At 70.4% G+C, this 24,770-nt stretch carries 16 protein-coding genes; 7 read left to right on the forward strand and 9 right to left on the reverse strand.

Annotation, left to right across the window (positions count from 1 at the left end; all coding sequences use genetic code 11):
- Nucleotides 1-44: 44 nt before the first annotated feature.
- Complete coding sequence (locus QQM39_RS21690) at nucleotides 45-2,576, forward strand: VCBS repeat-containing protein (protein WP_301998950.1); 2,532 nt, start codon at nucleotides 45-47, stop codon at nucleotides 2,574-2,576.
- Nucleotides 2,577-2,747: 171 nt separating this feature from the next.
- The gene (locus QQM39_RS21695; RefSeq protein WP_301998951.1) at nucleotides 2,748-5,960 is read left to right on the forward strand and encodes a VCBS repeat-containing protein; all 3,213 of its coding nucleotides are present in this window, start codon (nucleotides 2,748-2,750) and stop codon (nucleotides 5,958-5,960) included.
- A 113-nt stretch (nucleotides 5,961-6,073) separates the two neighbouring features.
- On the opposite strand, the gene QQM39_RS21700 is transcribed toward QQM39_RS21695, so the two are convergent.
- From QQM39_RS21700 to aspS, 3 genes are all read right to left on the reverse strand, one after another.
- On the reverse strand, nucleotides 6,074-7,393 hold the full coding sequence (locus QQM39_RS21700) for an MFS transporter (protein ID WP_301998953.1): 1,320 nt from the start codon (nucleotides 7,391-7,393) through the stop codon (nucleotides 6,074-6,076).
- Between the two features lie 166 nt (nucleotides 7,394-7,559).
- Nucleotides 7,560-8,495, reverse strand: a complete 936-nt coding sequence (locus QQM39_RS21705) for an intradiol ring-cleavage dioxygenase (protein ID WP_301998955.1) — start codon at nucleotides 8,493-8,495, stop codon at nucleotides 7,560-7,562.
- A gap of 130 nt (nucleotides 8,496-8,625) precedes the next feature.
- Nucleotides 8,626-10,389, reverse strand: a complete 1,764-nt coding sequence (gene aspS, locus QQM39_RS21710; RefSeq protein ID WP_301998956.1) for an aspartate--tRNA ligase — start codon at nucleotides 10,387-10,389, stop codon at nucleotides 8,626-8,628.
- A 179-nt stretch (nucleotides 10,390-10,568) separates the two neighbouring features.
- On the opposite strand from aspS, the gene QQM39_RS21715 reads away from it, so the two are divergent.
- On the forward strand, nucleotides 10,569-12,755 hold the full coding sequence (locus tag QQM39_RS21715) for a SpoIIE family protein phosphatase (protein WP_301998958.1): 2,187 nt from the start codon (nucleotides 10,569-10,571) through the stop codon (nucleotides 12,753-12,755).
- Here the strand turns inward: QQM39_RS21715 and QQM39_RS21720 are convergent.
- The 4 genes from QQM39_RS21720 to QQM39_RS21735 form a co-directional block, all read right to left on the reverse strand.
- Nucleotides 12,671-13,783 carry an AI-2E family transporter gene (locus tag QQM39_RS21720; protein WP_301998960.1) on the reverse strand — a complete coding sequence of 371 codons (1,113 nt, stop codon included), beginning with the start codon at nucleotides 13,781-13,783 and terminating at the stop codon, nucleotides 12,671-12,673. The two genes, QQM39_RS21715 and QQM39_RS21720, sit on opposite strands and share 85 nt — an antisense overlap.
- A gap of 383 nt (nucleotides 13,784-14,166) precedes the next feature.
- A complete protein-coding gene (locus QQM39_RS21725; RefSeq protein ID WP_301998962.1) occupies nucleotides 14,167-15,144 on the reverse strand; it encodes a pirin family protein in 978 nt (325 codons plus the stop codon).
- 115 nt (nucleotides 15,145-15,259) lie between these two features.
- Nucleotides 15,260-17,200, reverse strand: a complete 1,941-nt coding sequence (locus tag QQM39_RS21730; protein ID WP_301998964.1) for a YncE family protein — start codon at nucleotides 17,198-17,200, stop codon at nucleotides 15,260-15,262.
- A gap of 182 nt (nucleotides 17,201-17,382) precedes the next feature.
- The gene (locus tag QQM39_RS21735) at nucleotides 17,383-17,856 is read right to left on the reverse strand and encodes an SseB family protein (protein ID WP_031483212.1); all 474 of its coding nucleotides are present in this window, start codon (nucleotides 17,854-17,856) and stop codon (nucleotides 17,383-17,385) included.
- A 145-nt stretch (nucleotides 17,857-18,001) separates the two neighbouring features.
- On the opposite strand from QQM39_RS21735, the gene QQM39_RS21740 reads away from it, so the two are divergent.
- From QQM39_RS21740 to QQM39_RS21755, 4 genes are all read left to right on the forward strand, one after another.
- Nucleotides 18,002-18,823 (forward strand): intradiol ring-cleavage dioxygenase, encoded by an 822-nt coding sequence (locus QQM39_RS21740; RefSeq protein ID WP_301998968.1) that lies wholly within the window; start codon nucleotides 18,002-18,004, stop codon nucleotides 18,821-18,823.
- A gap of 134 nt (nucleotides 18,824-18,957) precedes the next feature.
- Nucleotides 18,958-20,799, forward strand: coding sequence for an acyl-CoA dehydrogenase (locus QQM39_RS21745; protein WP_301998970.1), 1,842 nt, complete (start codon nucleotides 18,958-18,960; stop codon nucleotides 20,797-20,799).
- 112 nt (nucleotides 20,800-20,911) lie between these two features.
- Nucleotides 20,912-22,210 (forward strand): M18 family aminopeptidase, encoded by a 1,299-nt coding sequence (locus tag QQM39_RS21750; RefSeq protein WP_301998972.1) that lies wholly within the window; start codon nucleotides 20,912-20,914, stop codon nucleotides 22,208-22,210.
- A gap of 60 nt (nucleotides 22,211-22,270) precedes the next feature.
- Complete coding sequence (locus QQM39_RS21755; protein WP_301998974.1) at nucleotides 22,271-22,522, forward strand: DUF6458 family protein; 252 nt, start codon at nucleotides 22,271-22,273, stop codon at nucleotides 22,520-22,522.
- Here the strand turns inward: QQM39_RS21755 and QQM39_RS21760 are convergent.
- Nucleotides 22,510-24,354, reverse strand: a complete 1,845-nt coding sequence (locus tag QQM39_RS21760; RefSeq protein ID WP_301998976.1) for a thioredoxin-like domain-containing protein — start codon at nucleotides 24,352-24,354, stop codon at nucleotides 22,510-22,512. The genes QQM39_RS21755 and QQM39_RS21760 overlap by 13 nt on opposite strands.
- A 29-nt stretch (nucleotides 24,355-24,383) precedes the next feature.
- Nucleotides 24,384-24,770, reverse strand: coding sequence for a cupin domain-containing protein (locus QQM39_RS21765; RefSeq protein WP_301998978.1), 387 nt, complete (start codon nucleotides 24,768-24,770; stop codon nucleotides 24,384-24,386).

Raw genomic sequence — 24,770 nt, forward strand, 5'->3', positions numbered from 1 at the left:
CCACTTGTGCGAGGGCGTGGGCTCTCGCGGGGAGGGAAGAACCCGTGGGCAGATACGCCCCCAGCCGTGGCCGGGGGGCCGCGGCCGCCGCTGTCGTCGCGCTCGTCGTCGCCGGGACGGGCGCGTTGCCGTCGGCGGCGTCCGCCGCGGAGCTCACCCCCTGGCAGACCGGAAGCCAGATGGTCTTCACGGACCAGGACACGGCCGTGCTCGATGTCGCCATCGCCGCCGACGGCTCCGCCGTGACCCTGTGGAACCAGGGGGATCCACAGGGCGGTGGATCCCGGCATCTGTACGCGACGGTCGACGACGACCCGGACACCGGTCTCCACGCCAGTCGGTCGCAGGAACTCACCGTCACGCCCACCGAGCGCGGCGAGGCTCGGCTGCTGACCACCGCGAACGGCGGCATCTTCGCGCTGTGGACCGAGTTCCCGAACGAGACCGCTCCCGGCTCGGGATCCGCCGAGAGCCGTCTCGTGAGCGCGAAGTACCTGACCGACCAGGGCGGTTGGAGCCGGCCGGTCGAGGTCGTCTCCGCCGACCAGGCCGTGGACGTCCACGACATCGATTTGGCCGAGGGCCCGGACGGCACCGTCACCGCCGTGTGGTCGGCCCGCGCCTCGGCCTCCGCGCCGTACGAGATCGGCACCGCCGTCCGCGCCGCCGACGGCACCTGGTCCGGCCCGGTCCGGCTCAGCACCGTCGCGGCCGAGGCCGGCGGCGAGGCCGCCGACGCGCCGTCCGTCGTCGTGGACGCGGCGGGCGTGACGACCGTCGCCTACCGGCAGTGGAACGCCGGGCTCGGCTCCGTCCGTACGGTGTCCCGCGCGGCCGGCGCCGCCGACTGGTCCGCCCCCGTGCGCGTCACCGACGAGACCGAGTCGAACAGCGGGCCCGAGCCGGGCGCGGGCGACGACGGTGCGCTGACCCTGGTCTGGCGTGCGGGCGGCTCGATCCTCAGCGCCACCCGCGCCGCCTCCGCCACCACGTGGGGCGCCACCGAGACCGTGACCGGCACCGACAGCCTCGTCGACACTCCCGAGCCGCTCGTCGCCCCGGACGGTGACGTCACGCTCGTCTGGGTCGACCACACCTCGGCGTTCGGCACCCGCACCGCCACGCGCACCAACGGCACCTGGTCGTCCGTGCGCACGCTCTCGACGGCATACGTGCCCGAGCAGTACGACTCGACGATCGGTCCGGACGGTGTCGTACGCGCCATCTGGACCCAGAACCACGGCTCGACCGGGAAGCGCGAGCTGTACACGGCCACCCGTACCGGCGACGCCTGGAGCACGTCCGAGGCGCTCTCCGACGACGCCCAGGAATCCGTGTACGGCCAGGTCGCGGCCGGTGCCGACGGTGCTGCCGTCGCCGTGTTCTCGGGGCTCGCCGACACGGACGACGACGGTGACGGCGACGTCTGGAGGACCTATGGAGCCCGTACGGCGTGGCCCTTGCTGAGCCTCGCCCAGGCGACCTGGCCGAACACGGCGGCCCTGCGCGGAACCACCGCCTCCAGCAGCGCGTGGGCCCCTGAGTTCGAGATCAACCGCCCGGCCGTCTCCTGGAGCCTCACGCTCACCGACACCGCCGGCCGGACCGTCCGCACCCTCACCGGCACCCCGGACGGCCGGACCATCGCACCGGTCTGGAACGGCCGCACCACCTCCGGGGGTTACGCCCCCAACGGCCTCCTGCGCTGGAAGCTGTCCGCCACCGCGGAGGAGGGCGACAGCCCTGTCGTGCTCGAGACCGGCACGGTCACCGTCACCGGCGGCGCCGCCGTCCCCCGCGACTTCGGCGGCGCCTCCGCCACCCCCGACGGCACCGGCGACCTCCTCACCCTCAACTCCTCCGGCGCTCTGACCTGGCAGTTCGGCAAGGCGTCCACGGGCACCCTGTCCGGCAAGGTCAGCGGCAGCGGTTGGGCCACCACCATCAAGGCGGTGCCGATCGGGGACCTGAGCGGCGACCGCTGCAACGACGTCCTCGTGCGGTACAGCAGCGGCGCGCTGCGGCTGTACAAGCCGGGCTGCGGCAAGGCGGTGACACCCTCGACGTCGTACACCACGCTCGCCACCAGCGGCTGGACCCAGTACAACGTCCTGACCTCGCCCGGTGACGTGAGCGGTGACGGACGGCCCGACCTGATCGCACGCAACTCCTCCACCGGAGCCGTGTACCTCTACAAGGGCACCAGCACCGGCAAGCCGGCCGCTCGCGTCAAGCTGTACGACAACTGGAAGGGCTACAAGAAGATCGTCGGCGTCGGCGACATCACCGGCGACGGCATCGGCGACCTCCTCGCGCAGGACTCGTCCGACACCCTGTACCGCTACAACGGCACCGGCAGCGGCACCTTCAAGGCCCGCACCAAGGTGTTCGCCGACTGGGGCGGCTCGTACAACGTCGTGGTGGGCGCCGGGGACATCACCGGCGACGGCAAGGCCGACCTGGTCTCCCGCGACACCAGCGGCAACCTCTACCGCAACAACGGCGACGGCAAGGGATCCTTCGGCTCCCGTACGCGGATCGCCACCGGATGGAGCGGCTACAAGAGCGTCTCCTGACGGTCCGCCATATCCGCGACATCGCCAGGGCGCCCGGGACTTCACGGTCTCGGGCGCTCTGCCTTCCGGGGCGTCGGGCCGTGCGGGGAGTAGCGCCGGTGACACCGGCCACCCTGGTACGATCCGGCCACTTGTGCGAGGGCGGGGACCCTCGCAGGGGAGGGAACTCACGTGGGCAGACACGCCCCGAGACGGGGCGGGTCCGCCGTCCTCGTCTCCGCGCTCGCGGTCGCCGTAGCGGCCGGATCCATCACCTTTTTCTCCGGTACCGAGGGCGGCGGCACCGCGCAGGCCGCCACGACGGCCGCCGTATCGGCCGCCGGGACCACCGAGATCGTCCTGGACGATCCACGCAACGACACCACCCGCTCCGACCGGCTCCTCTCGGCCGGCGAGACCGGGTTCCTGCACCGCCAGGCCGGGGTCGCGGGGCTGCTGTGGACGGACTACGACGACGGCACGACCGTCACCGTCGAGGGCCCGTCCGGCGTCTACAAGCCGACGACCACCAGCTGCTACGACATCTCCGCGCGCTGCGCCTCGGGCATGTACGGGCAGGCCACCGACACCGTGGCGCTGCCGCACACCACCTACACCGACCCGGTGTCGCTGTGGCGCCCGGACGGCAGCGCGCTGCGGACCGTCGACACGGGGTCCACCGACACCTACGTCGGGACGTACGGCGACACGGTCGTCGCGGCCGACTTCCGGGGGTCCTTCGACGGCCAGAGCTTCGACGGCACCTGGCTGCACCTCTTCGACCTCGTCGACGGCGAGACGCGGCAGCGCCCGGTGACCGGCTATCCGTCCCAGCAGTCCTGGTGGACGGACAATCCCCGCACCGGCGACGAGACCGGCATGCTGCTAGCCCACCCCAACCCCGACGGGATCGGCGGCGTCGAGTCGTACTCCGTCGGCTATGTGGACTTCGCCACCGCGCAGTTCACCACCGTCTTCACCGATCTGCCCACCAAGCCCGAGCTCGTCCTCACCGACGACCGCATCGGCTGGTACACCGTCACCGGCGGCCTGCACCTGAAGCCGCGCGCCGACCTCACCGCCGAGGAGACGGTGCCGGTGCCCGCCGGGTTCGCGGGAGACGGCTACCCCACCCTCGTCGGCGACTGGCTCGTCATCACCTCCGCCAGCCGGGTGTACGCCGTGTCCCTGACCGACGGCACCAACAAGACGCTGCTGACCAGGTCGTACGGCACCCCGCTGGCCACCCCCGACGGCAACGCCCTCGTCACCGGCGGCACCGGCGCCGCCGACTGGTGGGTCCAGCGGGTGTCGATCGGCGCCGACGGTGCCCCGCAGCTGAAGAAGCTGTACAAGGTCGCGCCGTACGAGAACGCCAAGACCGGACTCGCGCTCAGCCGCGGCAGTCTGCGCGTCGCGGAGGACAACCCGAGCAGCGGCTCCGACACGACCTCGCTGCGCACGCTCACCACGAACGGCAGCACCGAACTCACCGCGTCCACCGCCACGGACAGCGCCTCGATCAGCCCGGAGTGCCCCTACCCGGGCGCCACCTGCTCGGCACTGTGGGGCATGCACGACGGGGACAGTGCCAGGGACGTCTATCTCGACACGTACTACGACAGCGACGAGGGCGGCAGCGGCCTGGAGCACGCGGACGCGCTGGTCTCCATCGGCGGCCATCGCCTGGAGTTCCACACCGAGGCCGGCGCCATCGTGGACGTCTCCGACGACTACGCCGTCTACAACTCCGGCGGCGCCACCCCGGCGCAGTACGTCGGCGAGTTCGGCCAGGGACAGCGGCTGAAGCGCTCCCTCCGCGCCGCCGCCCTGAACGGTCCCACCCTGTGGAGCGCCACCACGACCGCCGGCAAGCTGACCTCGTACAGCCTCACCGAGAACAGGACCCTCGCCACGGTGACGGTCCCGGGCCTCGCCTGCGTGCCGAGCGAGCTGCAGGCGGCGGGCCGCTGGCTGTACTGGGCGTGCGGAACCGCTTCGGCCGGGGTGTACGACACCAAGACCGGTACGGCGCGGTCGGTGACCCCCGGTGACGTCCTCCTCGGCGACGGCTTCACCGTCCGCCACGACCATGGCGCCGACCAGCTGGTCCTGACCGAGGCGGCCACGGGCGACACCCGGGTGCTCGCGTCCGGGCTGCCCGACACGGGCCTCGCCGAGGACCGCCGCTTCCGCTGGACGGTCGACGAGTACACGGGCCTGGTCGCCTGGTTCGACACGTACGAGCAGACGCACGTCGCCACGACCGGCGTCACCCCGTCCGCGCCGACGGCCCTGCACACGGACGCCGAGAGCTCCGCGTATCCGCCCGGCTCGGATCCCTGGAACGGCCTGTGGTTCCTGTCCCGCCCGGTCACCTCCTGGTCCCTCACCCTCACCTCGGTCCAGAGCGGCGCGGGCGGCAAGGCGACCCGCGCGATCAGCGGCGGCGCGAGCACGGGCCTGGTGGAGGCGGCCTGGGACGGCAGGACGGCGAGCGGGGGCTACTTCCCGAACGGCGGGTTCACCTGGACCCTCAGGGCGACCGGCCTCGGCACCTCCACCGCGGCCACGGTCACCAGCGGCGAGGGGTACCTCATGCGGGGTGCCGCCGTACGCCGCGACTTCACCAGCCCCGACGGGCCCGACGGCCGCGGCGACCTGCTCACCCTGAGCTCCTCCGGCGGCCTGACCTTCCACAGCGGCACCGGCACGGGCAAGGTCAACTCCAAGTACACCGGCACCGGCTGGCCCACCACCGTCACGGCCGTCCCCTTCGGCGACCTGAGCGGCGACCTGAGCGGCGACCGCTGCAACGACGTCCTCGTGCGCTACAGCAGCGGCGCCCTGCGCCTGTACAAGCCGGGCTGCGGTGCGGCGGTCAAGCCGTCGACGTCGTACACGACCCTCGCGAGCAGCGGCTGGACCCAGTACAACGCGCTCACCTCGCCCGGTGACGTGAGCGGTGACGGACGGCCGGACCTGATCGTCCGCCAGGCGTCCACCGGCACGGTCTACCTCTACAAGGGCACGAGCACCGGCAAGCTGGCCGCCCGCGTGAAGCTGTACGACAACTGGAAGGGCTACCGGAAGATCGTCGGCGTCGGCGACATCACCGGCGACGGCAGGCCCGACCTGCTCGCCCAGGACACCGCGAACACCCTGTGGCGCTACAACGGCAAGGGCGACGGCACCTTCGCCGCCCGTGTGAAGGTGTTCGCCGACTGGGGCGGCAGCTACAACGTCGTCGTCGGCATCGGCGACATCACGGACGACGGCCGCCCGGACCTCGTCTCCCGCGACACCAGCGGCAACGTGTGGCGCAACAGCGGGGACGGGAAGGGGTCCTTCGGCTCGCGGGTCAAGATCGCGACCGGGTGGAGCGGGTACAGGTCCCTGACGTGACAGGGCGTTGCGGGTACAGGTCCCTGACGTGACAGGGCGTTGCGGGTACAGGTCCCTGACCTGACAGGGCGTTGGTGGAGGGGGCGGTCCTTCGGGGCCGCCCCCTTCCGCGTTCACGCCCGCGTCGTCGCCGTCTCCGGGGCCGGCACGGCCGCCGTCCGCGACCGGCGGATGAACGCCACGCCGCACACCGCGAGGACGGAGGCCGCGGAGAGGGTGTACAGGCCCCCGTTCGTGCTGCCCGTGGTGTCCTGCAGATAGCCGAAGAGGGTCGGCGAGACGAAACCGCCCAGATTTCCCAGGGAGTTGACCAGGGCGAGCCCGGGCGCCGCGATCTTCAGGTCGAGCCCCGACTGGGCCATCGGCCAGAACAGCGTGGCCGCGCACTTCCCGCCGACCGCGGCCAGCGTGAGGGCGGCGAGGCCGAACCAGGGGGAGCCGAGGGTGGCCAGGAAGGTGCCCGCCGCGGACAGGACGAGGGCGATCGCCAGGTACGGGCGGCGGTCCGGGGCCCGGTCGGTGAAGTGGGCCATCGTGTACATCGCGATCACCGCGCAGATCCACGGCACGGCCGTGAGCAGCCCGACCTCGAAGGACGACAGCCCGCCGATGTCGTCGACCAGGCTCGGCAGCCAGAAGGTGATCGCGTACCCGGTGAGGGCCATCGCGAAGAACACCGTGGTCAGCAGGGCGACCTGGGGATGGAGGATCAGCTTCAGCCGGGACGTCCTGGGCGCACGGTCACGCGCCTCCTTGTCCCGGGCCACCGCTTCGCTGAGCGCGTCCCTCTCCTCCTGGGTGAGCCAACGGGCGTCCTGGATACGGGAGACGAGGAAGAAGCCGGCGATGAATCCGACCAGGATCGAGAAGACCCCCTCCAGCGCGAACATCCAGCGCCAGCCGGCGATCCCGCCCGCCCCGTGCAGTTCCAGCAGCGCGCCGGTGATGGGCCCGGTCACGATGTACGCGGTGGCCGAACCGCCCAGGAAGATCGCGCTCGCCCGGCCCCGGCTGGAGTCCGGCAGCCACTGGGTGAAGTAGAGGAGCACACCGGGGAAGAAGCCGGCCTCCGCGACGCCGAGGAGGAAGCGCAGGCCGTAGAACATCCACACGTTGTGGATAAAGCACATGGCCACGATCACCGCGCCCCAGGTGATCATGATGCGGGTCAGCCAGACCCGGGCGCCGAACCGCTCTAGGAGCATGTTGCTGGGGACCTCGAACAGGGCGTACCCGATGAAGAACAGCCCGGCGCCGAGGCCGTACGCCGTGGCGCTCACCCCGACGTCGGCCCTGAGTTCGTCCTGGACGAAGCCGACGTTCGTCCGGTCCATCTGGTTGACCAGCAACATCAGGACGAGGATCGGCAGCATCCGGCGCAGGAACTTGCCGACCGCGCGGCGTTCGGCGTCGGGTACCACGGCTTCCGACATCGTTGTCTCCCCTCGGTTGTGCACATACGTGAACTCTCATCACGTACGCGGGTCCGGGGAACGTTACGGAGGCGGGTCTTCCGGGTCAACGGGTTGAGCAGATGTCCATACATGTGAATGAGGGAGGGACGTGCGGACACACGTCCCTCCCCGACCACTCTGTCCGTCAGATGTCCTGACCCGTGTGGGTCGCCTCCGGGTCGACGCCCATCGTGATCGTGGCGATCACACCCTTGGCGATGTCGTTCTTCTTGTACTTCAGCTTCAGCAGACCACCCTCGGTCCCGTTGCCCGGGTAGATGGTGTCCTCGTCGAGCGTGGTGCGGGTGGTGGTGTTGGTGGAGTACGGCTCGACCTCGGCGGAGGCCAGCACGCTCTCCTCGTCGAAGAAGAACTGACCGGTGTGGCAGGTGGTGCCGCCCTCGTAACCGGCGTCCGTCCACGTGCCGTTCACATGCACCTTGGTGTGGATATGAGCGCAGCGGCCCTGGTACCAGCCCGGGAAGACCGTCCTGAACACCACCTGGCCGTTCCTGTCCGTCTTCCACGTGCCGCGCAGATACCGCTCGTCGTCCGTCGGCTCCTGGTGGCCGCCGCCTCCGCCACCCGGCTCACCCGACGGCTCGCCGGAGGGGGGCTCGCCCGTCGGCTCACCGGACGGCGGGGTGCCGCCCCCGCCACCGCCGCCGCTGCCCATGTCCTCATAGCCCGAATACACGCCCAGCGCGTTGCAGTGCCAGATGTCGACCGCGGCGTTCCTGATCGGCTTGCAGGTCTCGGAGTCGATCACCTTGAGGCGAAGGGTGAGCGGGATGCCCTCCTGGTCCTCGGTCACGTCCTGGCGGAGCTTGTCCGCGTCGATGTAGTAGGGGCCCTCGGTCGTCTCGGAGGTGAGCTTGTAGCAGACCTCGGCGCTCGACGAGCTGCTCGACGCGGTGGCGCCCGTAGACGCGGACCCGCTCGTCTTACCCGCGAAGGCACCCGCCGCGAGCGTCCCGCCCATGCCCACCGCCGCCGCGGCTCCCGCACCGGCCACGACGACCTTGCGACGCGTGAGGTCCCGCTTGTGTTTCGGCCCTTCGGCCGTGTGGTTTCCCGTCATGGGGAAGGAAGCCAGGGACCGCGCCTGTCAGGAGGTTGGGTAAGAGCTGGGTGAGAGCCCTGCATGAGCGCCGTAAACGAAAGTGGCTCGGAACCGACGCCGGTTCCGAGCCACCCACCGCTTCAAAGACCTACTTCGGCTGCGGCTTGCGCACCGACAGGTGCAGCTCCTTCAGCCGCGCCTCCTCCAGCTCCGTCGGCGCGCCCATCATCAGGTCCTGGGCGTTGCCGTTGAGCGGGAAGGCGATGGTCTCGCGGATGTTGGGCTCGTCGGCCAGCAGCATCACGATGCGGTCGACGCCGGGGGCGATACCGCCGTGCGGCGGGGCGCCGAAGCGGAAGGCGCGCAGCATGCCGGCGAACTTCTCCTCGACGGTCTCGCGGTCGTAACCCGCGATCTCGAAGGCCTTGAGCATGATCTCGGGCTCGTGGTTCCGGATCGCGCCGGAGGACAGCTCGACACCGTTGCAGACGATGTCGTACTGCCAGCCCAGGATGTCCAGCGGGTCCTGGGTCTCCAGGGCCTCCAGACCGCCCTGCGGCATGGAGAACGGGTTGTGCGAGAAGTCGATCGCGCCGGTCTCCTCGTCCTTCTCGTACATCGGGAAGTCGACGATCCAGCAGAACCGGAAGACGCCCTCCTCGAAGTGCCCGGCACGCTTGGCGGCCTCGACCCGCACCGCGCCCATGATCTTCGAGACCTCGTCGAACTCGCCCGCGCCGAAGAACACGGCATGACCGGCGGCGAGCGAGAGGCGCTTGGTCAGCTCGGCGACGTTCTCCTCGGTGAGGAACTTGGCGATCGGGCCGGACAGCGAGCCGTCCTCGGCCACCCGCACCCAGGCCAGGCCCTTCGCGCCCTGCGAGACCGCGAAGTCACCGAGCTGGTCGAAGAACTTCCGGGGCTGCGCGGAGACGTCCGGCACCGCCAGCGCCCGCACGTGCTTGCCGGCGAACGCCTTGAACTCCGAGCCCTCGAAGATGTCGGTGATGTCGACGAGCTCCAGCTGGGCGCGCAGGTCCGGCTTGTCGGAGCCGTACTTCAGCATCGCCTCGCGGAACGGGATCCGCGGGAACGGCGAGGTGACGTGGCGGCCGCCGCCGAACTCCTCGAACAGCTCGGTCATCAACTGCTCGATCGGACGGAAGACGTCCTCCTGCTCGACGAAGCTCATCTCGACGTCGAGCTGGTAGAACTCGCCCGGCGAGCGGTCCGCACGGGCGTCCTCGTCGCGGAAGCAGGGCGCGATCTGGAAGTAGCGGTCGAATCCGGAGATCATCAGCAGCTGCTTGAACTGCTGCGGGGCCTGCGGCAGGGCGTAGAACTTGCCCGGGTTCAGGCGGGAGGGGACGACGAAGTCACGGGCGCCCTCGGGGGAGGTCGCGGACAGGATCGGCGTCGCCATCTCATTGAAGCCCAGCGCCGTCATCTTGTGCCGGATCGCCGAGATGACCGACGTACGCAGCAGGATGTTGCGGTGCATGCGCTCGCGGCGCAGGTCCAGGAAGCGGTACTCCAGGCGCCGCTCCTCGTTGACCCCGTCCTCGGTGTTGATCGTGAAGGGCAGCGGGGCGGCCGCGCCGAGCAGCTCGACCTCGCCGACCTCGACCTCGATCTCACCGGTCGGCAGGTCGGGGTTGATGTTCTCGGCGCCGCGGGAGACGACCTTGCCGTCGACGCGGAGGGTCGACTCCTTGGAGAGCTTGTCGAGGGCCTCGTACGCGGGCGTGCCGGGACGGGCGACGAGCTGCGTGATGCCGTAGTGGTCGCGCAGATCGATGAAGAGGATGCCGCCCAGGTCGCGCCGATTGTGCAGCCAGCCACTCAGCCGGACGTCGGTGCCGACGTCAGAGGAGCGGAGCTCGCCGCAGGTGTGGGACCTGTACCGATGCATCGTCGTTCATCCAGTCTTCGCGGATCGGGGGGCGTGTTTCACGTGAAACTTCCCCCAAGCCTACCGGGGACCCCGAGATCGCCTCCCCACCGTTTCGCGGCGCTCCGGGGACCCCGCCGACCAGATGCCCCGTACAGCTTCGGTGGCAGTGTGCGATCACCTCTTCTTACAGTGGGGCAATGCGCACTGGTGAGGCCCTGCCCGCCGTGGGGGAGGTTCTCGCCGCCCTCGCGACCGGACTGTGGCACTGGAACACCGCCACGGGACTGGTCACAGTCGACGCGGAGGCGGCACGGCTGCTCGGGCTGCCCGCCGAGCAGGCCACGCTCAGCCAGGCCCAGGTGCGCTCCCGCCTGCACCCGGTGGACTGGAACGAGATCAGCGGAGTGATCCAGCTCGCCGTCGCCGAAGGCACCCTCGGCGAGGTGCGGGTACGGATCATGGACGAGCGGGGCCGGGTCGTCCGGGTCGGCCGCAGCCGCTTCCACGCCTCCTTCGACCGCGAGAAGCGGTCGTACGAGGTGACGGGCTCCCTCCAGGAGGTCACCGAACCGACGCCGGGCACCCCCGCCGGGCGTACGGCGGTCACCGGCGACTGGCGGCGCTCGCGGGAGGCGTTCCTGCTGGACGCGGGCCGGGCGCTGGCCGAGGCCCGGTCCACGGCGGAGGTGCTGCGGGTCGCGGCCGGTCTGTCGATGCCGGGCTTCTCACCGGACGGCCTCGCGGTGTTCGGGGTCACGGGCGACCGCCTGACGATCATCGGCCACCACGGCCACCAGCCCGGCGACGAGAGCCCCTTCACACACATGGCCCTGGACACGGACTACCCGGCCGCCGAGGTCGTCCGCACCGGCCGTGCCGTCTACCTCTCCTCGCCCGAGAAGTACAAGGAGCGCTATCCGGTCACCTGGCCGCTCGCCGCGCACTTCAACCGCCAGTCCTGGGCCTTCCTGCCGCTGACCGTGGCCGGCCGCACGATGGGCGCCTGGATGGCGGCCTTCACCTATCCGGTGGCGTTCACGCCGGACGAGCGGTCGGTGCTGACGACGGTGGCCCGGATGCTCGCCCAGGCCCTGTCCCGCGCCGAGGCCGCCGAGTCCGCACGGGAACTGACGGACGGCCTCCAGCGCTCGATGCTGCCCAAGCTGGGCCCCGAGATACCGGGCATGAGCATCGCCGCCCGCTATGTCCCGACCGGCGGCGGGCTCCAGGTCGGCGGCGACTGGTACGACATGATCCCGCTCCCGAGCGGCCGCTTCGCCCTGGTCATCGGCGACGTCCAGGGCCATGACGTCCGCGCGGCGGGCCTGATGGGCCAGCTCCGCATCGCGCTGCGCGCCTACGCCTCCGAGGGCCATCGCCCCGACGCCGTCCTCTCCCGCGCCTCCCGCTTCCTGCACGGCATGACGTTCGGCTCCCTCGACGAGGACCCGTCCGACCTGCGCTTCGCGACCTGCCTGTACGTCGAGGTCGACCCCACGACCGGTCTGCTGGACATCGCCCGCGCCGGCCACCCGGACCCGGCGATCCGTATGAGCGACGGCACGGTGCTGGCCCGCCCGACGGCCGGCGGCCTCCCGCTCGGCATCGATCCGGACGCCGACTACCCGACGACCAGGATCTCCCTGGAACCCGGCGAGACCATGCTGATCTGCACGGACGGCCTGATCGAGACCGGCGGCCACGACCTGGAGACCGGCTGGAAGCGCATCCGCGCGATCCTCGAGGAGCACGACGGCGACCTGGAAGCGCTCGCCGACGCCCTTGTCCAGGCCGTGCACGGTCCGTCCTCCCACCACACCACCGGCCCGCTCGCCGACCGGCGCGAGGACGACATAGCGGTGCTGCTGCTGTGCCGGGAGGGAGAGGGCTGCGGCTGCGGCGCCCCGGTGGCCGTCCGGCCGACGATCCGCCGCACCATGATGTCGGTGGCCCAGGCGGAGCCGGAGCGGGTGGCGGTGGCCCGGCAGCAGCTGCGGGAGCTGCTGCACGACTGGGCGTCCGAGGACCAGGTGGACTCGGCCGTCCTGCTCCTGTCCGAGACGCTCACGAACGTCCTCGTGCACACCGACGCCGACGCCCTGCTCCTCGCCGAGGTGCGGGGCGAGCCGGGGGACCGCCGGATCCGGGTCGAGGTGACGGACACCAGCGACGACCTGCCGCACAAGCGCCGCCCCGGGGAACTGGCGTCGTCCGGGCGGGGCCTGATGCTGATCGAGCTGCTGGCCCAGGCGTGGGGAGTGGACCCCCGGGGCGAGGGCAAGAGCATCTGGTTCGAGCTCTACGAGGCCGTGGGCGCCGATGGTTCGGTGGGCGCGGACGGTTCCGGGGGCGCGGACGGCTCGGGCGGCTCCGGGCTCGCGTAACGGTCCTGCAGTTCGCGTACGACGCCGAAGGCCGCGGCGGTCAGCGGTACGGCCAGCAGCATGCCGAGGACTCCGGCCACGGACGCCCCCGCGGTGATCGCCACCATGACGACGGCCGGGTGCATCTGCACGGTCCGGCTCTGGATCACGGGCTGCAGCACATGCCCTTCCAGGACCTGCACGGCGAGCACGAGCCCCAGCACCCACAGCGCGATGACGAACCCCCGGTCGGCGAGCGCGACCAGCACGGCGACGGCCCCCGAGACGAAGGCGCCGAGATAGGGGATGTAGGCCCCGACGAAGACGAACGCACCGAGCCCGACCGCACCAGGGACGTCGAGGACGAGCAGCCCGACGGTGATGCACAGGGCGTCGATGAGGGCGATGAAGGTGGTTCCCCGCATGAACCCCTCCACCGCCTGGAAGGCCCGCCTGGCCATGGCCTCGACGACGTCCCCGCCCCCACGCGGAACGACGGACCGCAAGGTGCCGGCGGCCCGGTCGGAGTCCCGCAGGAAGAAGAAGACGAGCAGCAGCGCGAGCACGGCCATGGCGATGCTCTCCCCGACGACACTCACCCCGCTGATGACCCCGGATGCGGCCGTCCCCCCGAAGTCGGTGAGCAGCTCCTTGGCGTTGGTGGCGAGGTCGTCCAGCGAGGTCCCGGCGGCCCCGAAGTGCTCGGCGAGATCCTTGGCCGCCTGCTTGAGCGCGGCGACGATCTGGTCGCCGGTGTCGACGATCGCGGCGACGACGATGTACACGGCTCCGCCGACGACGGCCACGACGGCCACACAGGTGAGCCCGGCGGCGACGGACCGGTTCACCTTGGCCTTCACCAGCCGCCGGTGCAGCGGCCCGAGCAGCGCCGTCCCGAGCAGCGCGAGCAGCACGGGCACGACGGCCGTACGGAACTCCACGGCCAGCCGGATCCCGACATAGACGACCCCGGCGACCAACAGCACGACGACACACCAGGCGGCGAGCCGCCGGACGGGGTCGGAGAGCAGCGGGGCGGAATCCTGCACGCCTCCAGATGATCACGCGCCAGGCTCGGTGTCCCCCGCGGACGGCCCGGCCGGGTGACCGGGACACGCGTCGACCGGTCAGTGCCCGGCCGTTGATCGGCTGTTGGCCACCCCCATTGATTGGCGCAGACCAGGGGGTGCCCCCTCGCTGGCCGGCGTCTCCTCCGACCACGGCGCGCACTCGCGGGCGGTGAGTACCCCGTGCGGCTGGTTCCCGGGAAGGCCGAGCTGGCCGCCTCATGGCAGGTGAACCGGAAGCTCGACGACGGCCCGGACGGAACCGGTGGTCCGGCTCAGCGACTTCTACGTCGAGCAGTTCTCACGATCCACGTGAACATTCCGGAGGGAGGTCCCCGTCCACGCGGACGGGGACCTCGTGCGTGTCAGCTCCGCGGCCCGCCCTCGGTCATTCCGTGGACGGCGGGGATCGTCCCCAGCCGACCCTTCTGGAAGTCCTCGAAGGCCTGCTGGAGCTCTTCCCGCGTGTTCATCACGAACGGGCCGTAGTGGGCCATCGGCTCGCGGATCGGCTGCCCGCCCAGCAGCACGACCTCCAGGCCCGGCGTGTGGGAGTCCTGCTTCTCGTCGGCGCGGACCGTCAGCGAGCCGCCGTCACCGAAGACCGCGGTCTGGCCGAGGTGGATCGGGCGGCGTTCCGCACCCACCGCACCCCGTCCGGCGAGGACGTACGCGAGGCCGTTGAAGTCCTCGCGCCACGGCAGGCTGATCTCCGCGCCCGGGGCGAGGCTCGCGTGGATCATCGTGATCGGGGTGTGGGTGATACCGGGGCCCTGGTGGCCGTCCAGCTCACCCGCGATGACGCGCAGCAGCGCACCGCCGTCCGGGGACGTCAGCAGCTGGACGTTGCCGCCGCGGATGTCCTGGTAGCGCGGCGCCATCATCTTGTCCCTGGCCGGGAGGTTCACCCACAGCTGCAGGCCGTGGAAGAGACCGCCGGACATGACGAGCGCCTCCGGCGGGGCCTCGATGTGCAGGAGGCCCGAACCCGCGGTCATCCACTGCGTGTCGCCGTTGGTGATGGTTCCACCGCCGCCGTTGGAGTCCTGGTGGTCGAAGATCCCGTCGATGATGTACGTGACGGTCTCGAAGCCGCGGTGCGGGTGCCAGGGGGTGCCCTTGGGCTCGCCCGGCGCGTAGTCCACCTCGCCCATCTGGTCCATCATGATGAACGGGTCCAGGTGGCGGTAGTTGATCCCGGCGAACGCCCGGCGCACCGGGAAGCCCTCGCCCTCGAAACCGCTCGGCGCGGTCGTGACGGCGAGCACGGGACGGGCCACTGCCTCCGCGGGCGCGGCGACGCGCGGCAGCGTCAGCGGGTTCTCGACGGTCACTGCAGGCATGTCGGTACCTCCTTGTGCGACAGTTTAGTTGAGTATTGAACTTCTTGCTACCTCGAACAGGAAAAGCCCGGAGGACATTCCCTCCGGGCTTCCCCCGTCCGAGCGGACCGGTGGGTCAGTTGCTGAAGTACAGGTACTTCCAGGACCCGTACGTCGTCGAGTTCACGCTGTCGCCGGACGAGCCGTTGACGTACACCGACCGCATCCGCGCCCGGATGCCCGACTCACCGGGCGCCTCCAGGGTCACGGCCGACTTCCCGTTCGTACCGAGCGGGAAGTACTGCGAGTCCGCCGAGTACCACGAGCCCTGGTAGTAGACCTGCAGGTCGAAGCGCTGCTGGCGGCCCGGGTAGTAGGTCATCGTCGTGGTGAGCAGCGGGTCGGTGCTCTTGCGGAACCAGTAGTACGTCCTCGTGCCGATCTTCGCCGTCTTGTAGTGCCTGGAGACGGCGGTGGAGACCTTCACCTTGGCGTACGCGGTGACCTTCACCGTCTTCGGCTTGTACCGCGCGTCGCCCTTGAAGACGGCCGTGACGGCGGTGTCCCGGGTCATGTCCACCCAGGCGGCGATGTTGCCGTCGGAGTTGACCGTCCCGCTCCTGATCAGCTTCTTGGGCTTGTCCCCGCCGAACGGGTCGGCCCAGATCTCCACCGAGCGGTTCTTGTACGTCGTGCCGAGGTGCGCGGTGAACTTGACGTCGGTGCCGTAGCTGTACAGCTTGCCGTTGTTGTTCAGGCTGAGCGAGGTCGTGGCGCGGGAGACCTCGACGGTGTCGGAGGCGCTCGCCGCCGTGTGCTCGGCGTCGCCCGCGTACTTCACCGTGTACTTGACCTTGCCGCCGGCCGGCGGTGTGTCGGTGAAGGAGTAGGTGCCGTCCGCCTTGACCGTGACCGCGGGCAGCGCCTTGCCATTCGGGCTCTCCAGGTCGGTGCGGGTGACGGTCAGCCGGGTGCCGGCCGCGAACGGCACGTTCGCCGTGAGTTTGCCGGTGACCGTGAGCTGCTTGGCGCGGGTCGCGGACGCGGGCGCGTTGACCGTGAGGGTCGGCACGCTGAGCGCCGGGCCCGTGAACGCCTTCAGGGTGTACGTGTTGTCCGAGTTGCCGGCCAGGGCGAACACCCGGGAGGAGTCGGGGGCCCAGGTCACCTCGCCCATGCTGGAGGTCCCGGCGTCGAAGCGGCGTACCGGCGTGGCGGAGCCCGCCTTGTAGATGTTGACGTGGCGGTCGTAGGCCTGGGCGATCAGGCCGCCCGGCGAGACGTCGCCGTGCCAGCCGGTCTCCGTGAGGCCCGCGACCTCCGTGAAGGCGCCGTCGGCGTAGTTCAGCTTCCGGTAGCCGTTCCACAGCACCTGGGAGGCGCCGGGCATCAGGTCGATGTCCAGGGTCCAGCGATCGCTGTCCGTCTTGGCGACCACCTGCGGGGTGGCGCCGGAGACGTCGAGGAGGTTGATCGCGCCCGCGCGGTCGCCGCTGTCGTGGAAGGCGAGCAGACCGGGTGAGGACGGGTCCGCGTCGAGGATGCCCGCGTTGTAGTACGGGGCGACACCCTCCGGGAGCTGTCCGAGGGTCACCGCGGCGGCCGCGTCGGGGGCGGCGGGGTCGATGACGCCCAGGTTGCCGTGGAAGCCGCTCTCGTCCGTCGTCCGGTACGAGAACCACAGTCGCCCGCCCGCGAAGGCGGCCTCACGCGGGTCGACGCCGGCGCCGAGGTCGTAGCGGGTCCTGACGTCCAGCGTGGCCGCGTCGACGGCCACGATCTCGTGGGTCGTCGGCAGGACCGCGTACAGGGTGAGACCGTCGTCCGAGAGCGCGAGGTCGCTGGGGCGGCCGAAGCCGACGTTCACGTCGACCAGGGTGCCGCTGTAGTCGGTGGCCAGGATCCGTCCGTTGTCCTGGTCCGCCACGAAGACGCGCTGAAGCGCGCCGTCCGCGACCAGACCGACGGGCTGGGTGACGACGGCGGACGCGGCCGACGCCGGCCCCGCCGCCACGACGCTCAGCGCCGCCGAGCTGAAGAGGACCGCGAGCGCCGTCGCGGCCGAGGTGCTGCGCATGCGCACAGTGATGAACCCCCACAAGGAATCCCGGGGTTGCCGGGAGATGAGAGCGCCGCGCGGCACCCGGACGCGGACCGCGGGAAGGCGGTGGCATGCGGGGCGCGGCTGCCAGGGGGCACTCTATGGCATGGCTGTGACAACCAGGGAGGGATATTCCGGCCCGGCCCTGCGAAGTCCGACTAGCCGTACATCCGGCGCATCGCGAACTCGACCATCTGCTCCACGGCCTTCGCGTCGAAGACCATGCGGTGCTCGCCCTCCATGTCCAGGACGAAGCCGTAGCCGGTCGGCAGCAGGTCGATCACCTCGGCGCCGGTGATGACGAAGTACTTGGACTCCTTGCCCGCGTACCGCCGCAGCTCCTTGAGCGAGGTGAACATCGGGATCACCGGCTGCTGGGTGTTGTGCAGGGCGAGGAAGCCGGGGTTGTCGCCGCGCGGGCAGTAGACCTTCGACGTGGCGAAGACCTGCTGGAAGTCCTCGGCGGACATCTGCCCGGTGGTGAAGGCCCGCACCGCGTCCGCGAGCGAGGGCGGGGACGGCTCGGGGTAGAGCGGGGGCTGCTGGCCGTACCCGCCGACGCCGCCGGCCATGGGCTGCTGCGGCGGGGCGTACCCCTGCTGTGCGCCGACGTTCTGGTCGTAGCCGTACATGGGCGCAAGCGTACCGAGAGCGCGGGGACGGCGGGCCGGTACGGGGGACCAATACGGGAGGCCGGAACGGGGCCCTGGCAAACCGACAGCGACTCGACAGCGACTGGCCTGGTTTCCGACAGCTGCCCTTCATTAGCGTCAGACCATGAGCCGACATCACGACGACGAGGTCCACGAGCACGACAGAGGACTCTCGTACGACCTTCCCGTCCTCGCCCGCCGCCGGATGATCCGGCTCATGGCGGGCGCGAGCCTGGTACCGCTGGTGGGCTGCACCTCCGAGGAGGAGACCTCGACGTCATCCTCGGCGCCCACCTCCGACTCCTCGTCCGCCGAGTGCGCCACCATTCCCGACGAGACCGCCGGCCCCTTCCCCGGCGACGGCTCGAACGGCGTGAACGTCCTGAAGGAGAGCGGTGTCGTCCGCAGCGACATCACCAAGAGCTTCGGCGACTCCGCGGGCGGCACCGCCGAGGGCGTCCCCCTGACCGTCACCCTCACGGTCGTGGACGCCGCCTCCGGCTGCGGGACGCCGAAGAAGGGCGCCGCCGTCTATATCTGGCACTGCGACCGGGACGGCAACTACTCCCTCTACTCCGAGGGCGTCACCGACGAGAACTACCTGCGGGGCGTCCAGGAGACCGACGACAAGGGCCAGGTCACCTTCAAGAGCATCTTCCCGGGCTGCTACACGGGCCGCTGGCCGCACATCCACTTCGAGGTCTACGGCAGCCTGGCCGACGCCACGGCCGCGACCTCCATCACCAACACCTCACAGCTCGCGTTCCCGAAGGACGTCTGCGACACGGTGTACGCCACGGACGGCTACCGCCGGAGCGTGACGAACCTGAGCGAGCTGTCCCTGGAGACGGACGGCATTTTCAGCGACGGCTACGACCAGCAGATGGCCACCATGAAGGGGAGCCCGGCGGAGGGGTACACGGCGACGCTGACGGTTCCGGTGTGACCTGTCACAGATTGCGGATCGGGGTTGCGTCTTATTACTGGCGGGTAGCATCATCGTAGCTACTTGTTGGTACGTGAACTAGCGCGAGGATGCACACCCAGTGCCTCGCCGATCTCTCTAACGGAGCCGTCGCCATGGGGCACTACAAGTCGAATCTCCGCGACATCGAGTTCAATCTCTTCGAAGTACTCGGGCGCGACAAGCTGTACGGCACCGGCCCGTTCGAGGAGATGGACACCGAGACCGCGAAGAGCATCCTCGAGGAGCTCACCCGCCTCGCCGAGAACGAACTGGCGGAGTCCTTCGCCGACGCCGACCGCAACCCGCCGGTCTTCGACCCCGAGACGAACACCGCGCCGGTCCCGGCGTCCTTCAAGAAGAGCTACAAGGCCTTCATGGACTCCGAGTACTGGCGTCTCGGCCTGCCCGAGGCGATCGGCGGCACGACGGCACCCCCGTCGCTGATCTGGTCGTACGCGGAGCTGATCCTCGGCGCGAACCCGGCCGTGTGGATGTACTCCTCCGGCCCGGCGTTCGCCGGGATCCTCTACGACGAGGGCAACGAGGTCCAGAAGAAGATCGCGCAGATCGCCGTCGAGAAGACCTGGGGCTCCACCATGGTCCTCACCGAGCCGGACGCCGGCTCGGACGTGGGCGCCGGCCGCACCAAGGCGATCCAGCAGGAGGACGGCTCCTGGCACATCGAGGGCGTGAAGCGCTTCATCACCTCCGGTGAGCACGACATGGAGGAGAACATCCTTCACTACGTGCTCGCGCGGCCGGAAGGTGCCGGTCCGGGCACCAAGGGCCTGTCCCTCTTCCTCGTCCCGAAGTACCTCTTCGACTTCGAGACCGGTGAGCTGGGCGAGCGCAACGGCGTCTACGCCACGAACGTCGAGCACAAGATGGGCCTGAAGGCCTCCAACACCTGCGAGATGACCTTCGGCGACCAGCACCCCGCGAAGGGCTGGCTGATCGGCGACAAGCACGACGGCATCCGCCAGATGTTCCGCATCATCGAGTTCGCCCGCATGATGGTCGGCACGAAGGCGATCTCCACGCTGTCGACGGGCTACCTGAACGCGCTGGAGTACGCCAAGGAGCGCGTCCAGGGTCCGGACCTCGCGAACTTCATGGACAAGACCGCGCCCAAGGTCACCATCACCCACCACCCGGACGTGCGCCGCTCGCTGATGACGCAGAAGGCGTACGCGGAGGGCATGCGTGCCCTGGTGCTGTACACGGCCTCGATCCAGGACGCGATCGCGGTCAAGGAGGCGGCCGGCGAGGACGCCAAGGCCGAGCACGCGCTCAACGACCTGCTCCTGCCGATCGTCAAGGGCTACGGCTCCGAGAAGGGCTACGAGCAGCTCGCCCAGTCGCTGCAGACCTTCGGCGGCTCCGGCTTCCTGCAGGAGTACCCGATCGAGCAGTACATCCGCGACGCCAAGATCGACACCCTGTACGAGGGCACCACCGCGATCCAGGGCCAGGACTTCTTCTTCCGGAAGATCGTCCGCAACCAGGGCGCCGCGCTGAACTCGCTCGCCGAGGACATCAAGAAGTTCCTGGCGCTCGGCGAGGGCGGCGAGGAACTGGCCGGCGCCCGCGAGCACCTCGCGAAGGCGGCCGTCGAGCTGGAGGCGATCGTCGGCCTGATGCTGACCGACCTCGCGGCCACCGAGCAGGACGTCAAGAACATCTACAAGGTGGGCCTGAACACCACCCGCCTGCTGCTGGCCACCGGTGACGTCGTCGTCGGCTACCTGCTCCTCAAGGGCGCCGCGATCGCCGCCGAGAAGCTGGAGACGGCCTCCGCCAAGGCTGTGTCTTCTAAAGATGTGGCCTTCTACACGGGCAAGATCGCGGCGGCGAAGTTCTTCGCGGCCAACGTCCTGCCGGGTGTCACCGGTGCGCGCAAGCTCGCCGAGGGCATCGACCTGGAGCTGATGGAGCTGGACGAGGCGGCGTTCTAGTCAGCTCGTTCCAGTCAACTCGGTTCCAAGCGGCAGAAACCCACATCGCCCTTGCGAGGGCCCGCTCCCCATCACCGGGAGCGGGCCCTCGTACGTCGTTAAGGTGAACCCCATGAGCGAACCCCCCCGCTTCGACCGCGGCCACACCGACGACCTCATGTCCTTCCTCGCGGCAAGCCCGTCGCCGTACCACGCCGTGGCGAACACCGCCGAGCGGCTGGAAAAGGCCGGTTTCCGACAGGTCGGGGAGACGGACGCCTGGGACGGGACGAGCGGCGGCAAGTACGTGCTGCGCGGTGGCGCGATCGTGGCCTGGTACGTCCCCGAGGGCGCGGCGCCCCACACGCCGTTCCGGATCGTCGGCGCGCACACGGACTCCCCCAACCTGCGGGTGAAGCCGCTGCCGGACACCGGGGCGCACGGCTGGCGGCAGGTGGCCGTGGAGATCTACGGCGGACCGCTGCTCAACTCCTGGCTCGACCGCGACCTGGGCCTGGCGGGCCGGCTGACGCTGCGGGACGGCACGACGCGACTGGTGAACGTGGACCGTCCGCTGCTGCGTGTCCCCCAACTCGCCATCCACTTGGACCGTGCCGTGTCGGCGGAGGGGCTCAAGCTCGACAAGCAGCGGCATCTGCAGCCCATCTGGGGCCTGGGCAACGACGTGCGGGACGGCGACCTGATCGCCTTCCTGGAGGAGACGGCCGGGCTGGCGGCGGGCGAGGTCACCGGCTGGGACCTGATGGTGCACTCCGTGGAGCCGCCGGCGTACCTCGGCCGGGACAAGGAACTGGTCGCCGGCCCGCGCATGGACAACCTGCTGTCCGTGCACGCGGGCGCGGCGGCACTGACCGCGGTGGCCGGCTCGGGCGCCGGACTGCCGTACATCCCGGTGCTGGCCGCCTTCGACCACGAGGAGAACGGCTCGCAGAGCGACACCGGCGCCGACGGTCCGCTGCTGGGCGGCATCCTGGAGCGTTCGGTGTTCGCGCGCGGGGGGGCGTACGAGGACAAGGCACGTGCCTTCGCGGCCACGGTCTGCCTCTCCTCCGACACGGGCCACGCGGTCCACCCCAACTACGCCGAGCGCCACGACCCGACGCACCACCCGCGCGTCAACGGCGGGCCGATCCTGAAGGTCAACGTCAACAACCGCTACGCCACCGACGGTTCGGGCCGCGCGGTGTGGGCCGCCGCCTGCGAGAAGGCCGACGTGCCCTTCCAGTCCTTCGTCTCCAACAACTCCATGCCCTGCGGCACGACGATCGGCCCGATCACCGCGGCCCGGCACGGCATCAAGACGGTCGACATCGGCGTGGCGATCCTCTCGATGCACAGCGCGCGGGAGTTGTGCGGCGCGGACGACCCGCACCTGCTGGCGAACTCGTTGGTGGCGTTCTTGGAGGGGTAGCCCCGCGGGGCCGGGGTACCCGCCTCTGACCGGAACCACCGGACAGGGAGGCGACAACTCATGGGCCTCGGCGGGTGCATCATCCTCATCGCCGTGGGAGCCATCCTCACGTTCGCGACCGACTGGGACATGCAGGGTGTCAATCTCGACCTCGTCGGCATCATCCTGATGATCGTCGGACTGATCGGAACCACGACGTTCAGCAGCATCGCCAGGCGCCGACGCGTGGTGGTCCCGCCGTCGACGCCGGTCGTCGACGAGACCGGACACCACCACAGGCGGGACGGCTACAGCGACGGTTACGGCGTCTGAGCGTCCATCCCCGCGAGCACCAACGGCAGGCGGGGCGTGCCGGTCCGCGTGAGGCGGACCGGCACGCCCCAGTCCTGCTGGTGGACATGGCAGGCCGGGTACTCGTTCGAAGGGTCGTCGTCGCATGACGCCGCCATGGCGGAGACGTGCCGGACGCCTTCGGGGACCGCCGGGTTGATCTCCAGCGTGCGGGCGAGGTCCGTGTCCGCGCCCTCACCGGCGAGCAGCAGCTCGGGCGGGGTGGAGGAGACCAGGAGGCGAGTCGAGGGACCGTACCGGGTGTCGAGCTTCTGGCCCGCCGGGGCCTGGAAGATCACGTCCAACTGCAGCTTGCCGGGGGCGACTTCGGTGGCGGCGCGCTGCGTGCGGTGGGCGACCGCCTCGACGCGTACGGCCTCCTCCGGCAGGCGCAGCCGGGTCAGCCGGTGCCGGGCCGACTCCACGACCACGATGTCGTCGCCGACCAGGACCGCGTCCGACGGCTCCCGCAGATCCGTGGCCAGGGTGGTGACCTCGCCGGTCGCGGGGTCGTAGCGGCGCAGGGCGTGGTTGTAGGTGTCGCTGACCGCCACCGAGCCGTCGGGGAGGGCGGTGACGCCCAACGGGTGCTGCAGCAGGGCCTGTTCGGCGGCGCCGTCGCGGTGGCCGAAGTCGAAGAGGCCGGTGCCTACGGCGGTGTGGACGGTGCCGTCGCGGTCCACCCAGCGCAGGGCGGACGTCTCGGAGTCGGCCAGCCACAGCCGCTCCCCGTCGAGGGAGACGGCGAGGCCGGACGGCTGGGCGAACCAGGCCTCGGCTGCCGGGCCGTCGACGAGGCCCTCGTTGGTGGTGCCGGCGGTGACGGCCACCGTGCCGTCGGCCGGGTCGTACGCCCAGAGCTGGTGGACGCCGGCCATGGCGACCCAGAGCCGGTCGTTCCACCAGGCCACGTCCCACGGTGAGGAGAGTTTGACGTCCCTCCCTGGGCCCGAGGTGGCCTCTCCCTGCATCCACTGCCAACCCGTCCCCGCAAGAGTCGTGGTCCGGCCCGTCCCGGGATCGAAGCGCCGGATCAGATGGTTCACCGTGTCGGCGATCGCCACCGTCCCGTCCGGCAGGAGGTCGAGCCCCTGCGGCTCCTGGAACCGCGCTCGGTCCGGGGAGCCGTCCGTGGCACCACGACTGCCCTGACCGATCCGCCGTACGACCGTCTCCCCGTCCTCTGCCAACTCCACCAACTGGTGCCGGGTCGTGTCGCTGACCAAGAAGTTCCCGGAGGGCAGACGCAGCGCCTTGCCCGGGAAGCGCAGCACCGTCGGCTCCGGCTCCGGTGCCACATACGGCCCGTCACCGCGGCGCAGGGTGCCCTTCGCCTCGTGCTCGGTCTCCAGCTCCGTCACCAGCCGCTCGATGGCGTGCACATGGCCCTCACCGGCGTGCTGCGCGACGACGTACCCCTCCGGGTCGATCACGACGAGCGTCGGCCAGGCCCGCACCGCGTACTGCTTCCAGGTGGCGAGCTCGGGGTCGTCGAGGACCGGATGCTCGACGCCGTACCGCTCCACGGCGTCGACGACCGCCCGGTGGTCGGCCTCGTGCGCGAACTTCGGCGAGTGCACCCCGATGACCACCACGGTGTCCCGGTGCTTCTCCTCCAGCTCTCTGAGCTCGTCCAGGACATGCAGGCAGTTGATGCAGCAGAACGTCCAGAAGTCCAGGATCACTATGCGTCCCCGCAGGTCGGCGAGGCCGTACGGGCGGCCGCCCGTGTTCAGCCAGCCGCCCTTGCCGATCAGCTCGGGGGCGCGGACGCGGACGCGACGGGGGGTCGGGGCCGGGGATGACTCGGTCATGGATCAAGCGTGCCACCCGGCACTGACAGTCACCTCAGCGCGTGCCCCGTGGTGGCGTCCACGTGGTCCGGTACGTCGTCGTGGCGGTCGCCGACGGTGAGGGTGCCGGTGGGTTCCAGGACCAGGATCGCGGAGGGCGTCGGGGCGTACGGCTTGTGCTCGGTGCCGCGGGGGACGGTGAAGACGGAGCCCTTGGGGAGGACGACCGTGCGCTCGCCCGCCGGTTCCCGCAGGGAGATGTGCAGTTCGCCGCCGAGGACCAGGAAGAACTCGTCGGTGTGGTCGTGGACGTGCCAGACGTGCTCGCCGTCGACCTTGGCCACGCGGACGTCGTAGTCGTTGACGGCCGTCACGATGCGAGGGCTCCAGGTCGCCGTGAAGGAGGCGAGGGCGTCGTCGAGGGATATGGGTTCCAT

The organism is Streptomyces sp. DT2A-34, assembly GCF_030499515.1.
Classification (GTDB): Bacteria; Actinomycetota; Actinomycetes; order Streptomycetales; family Streptomycetaceae; genus Streptomyces.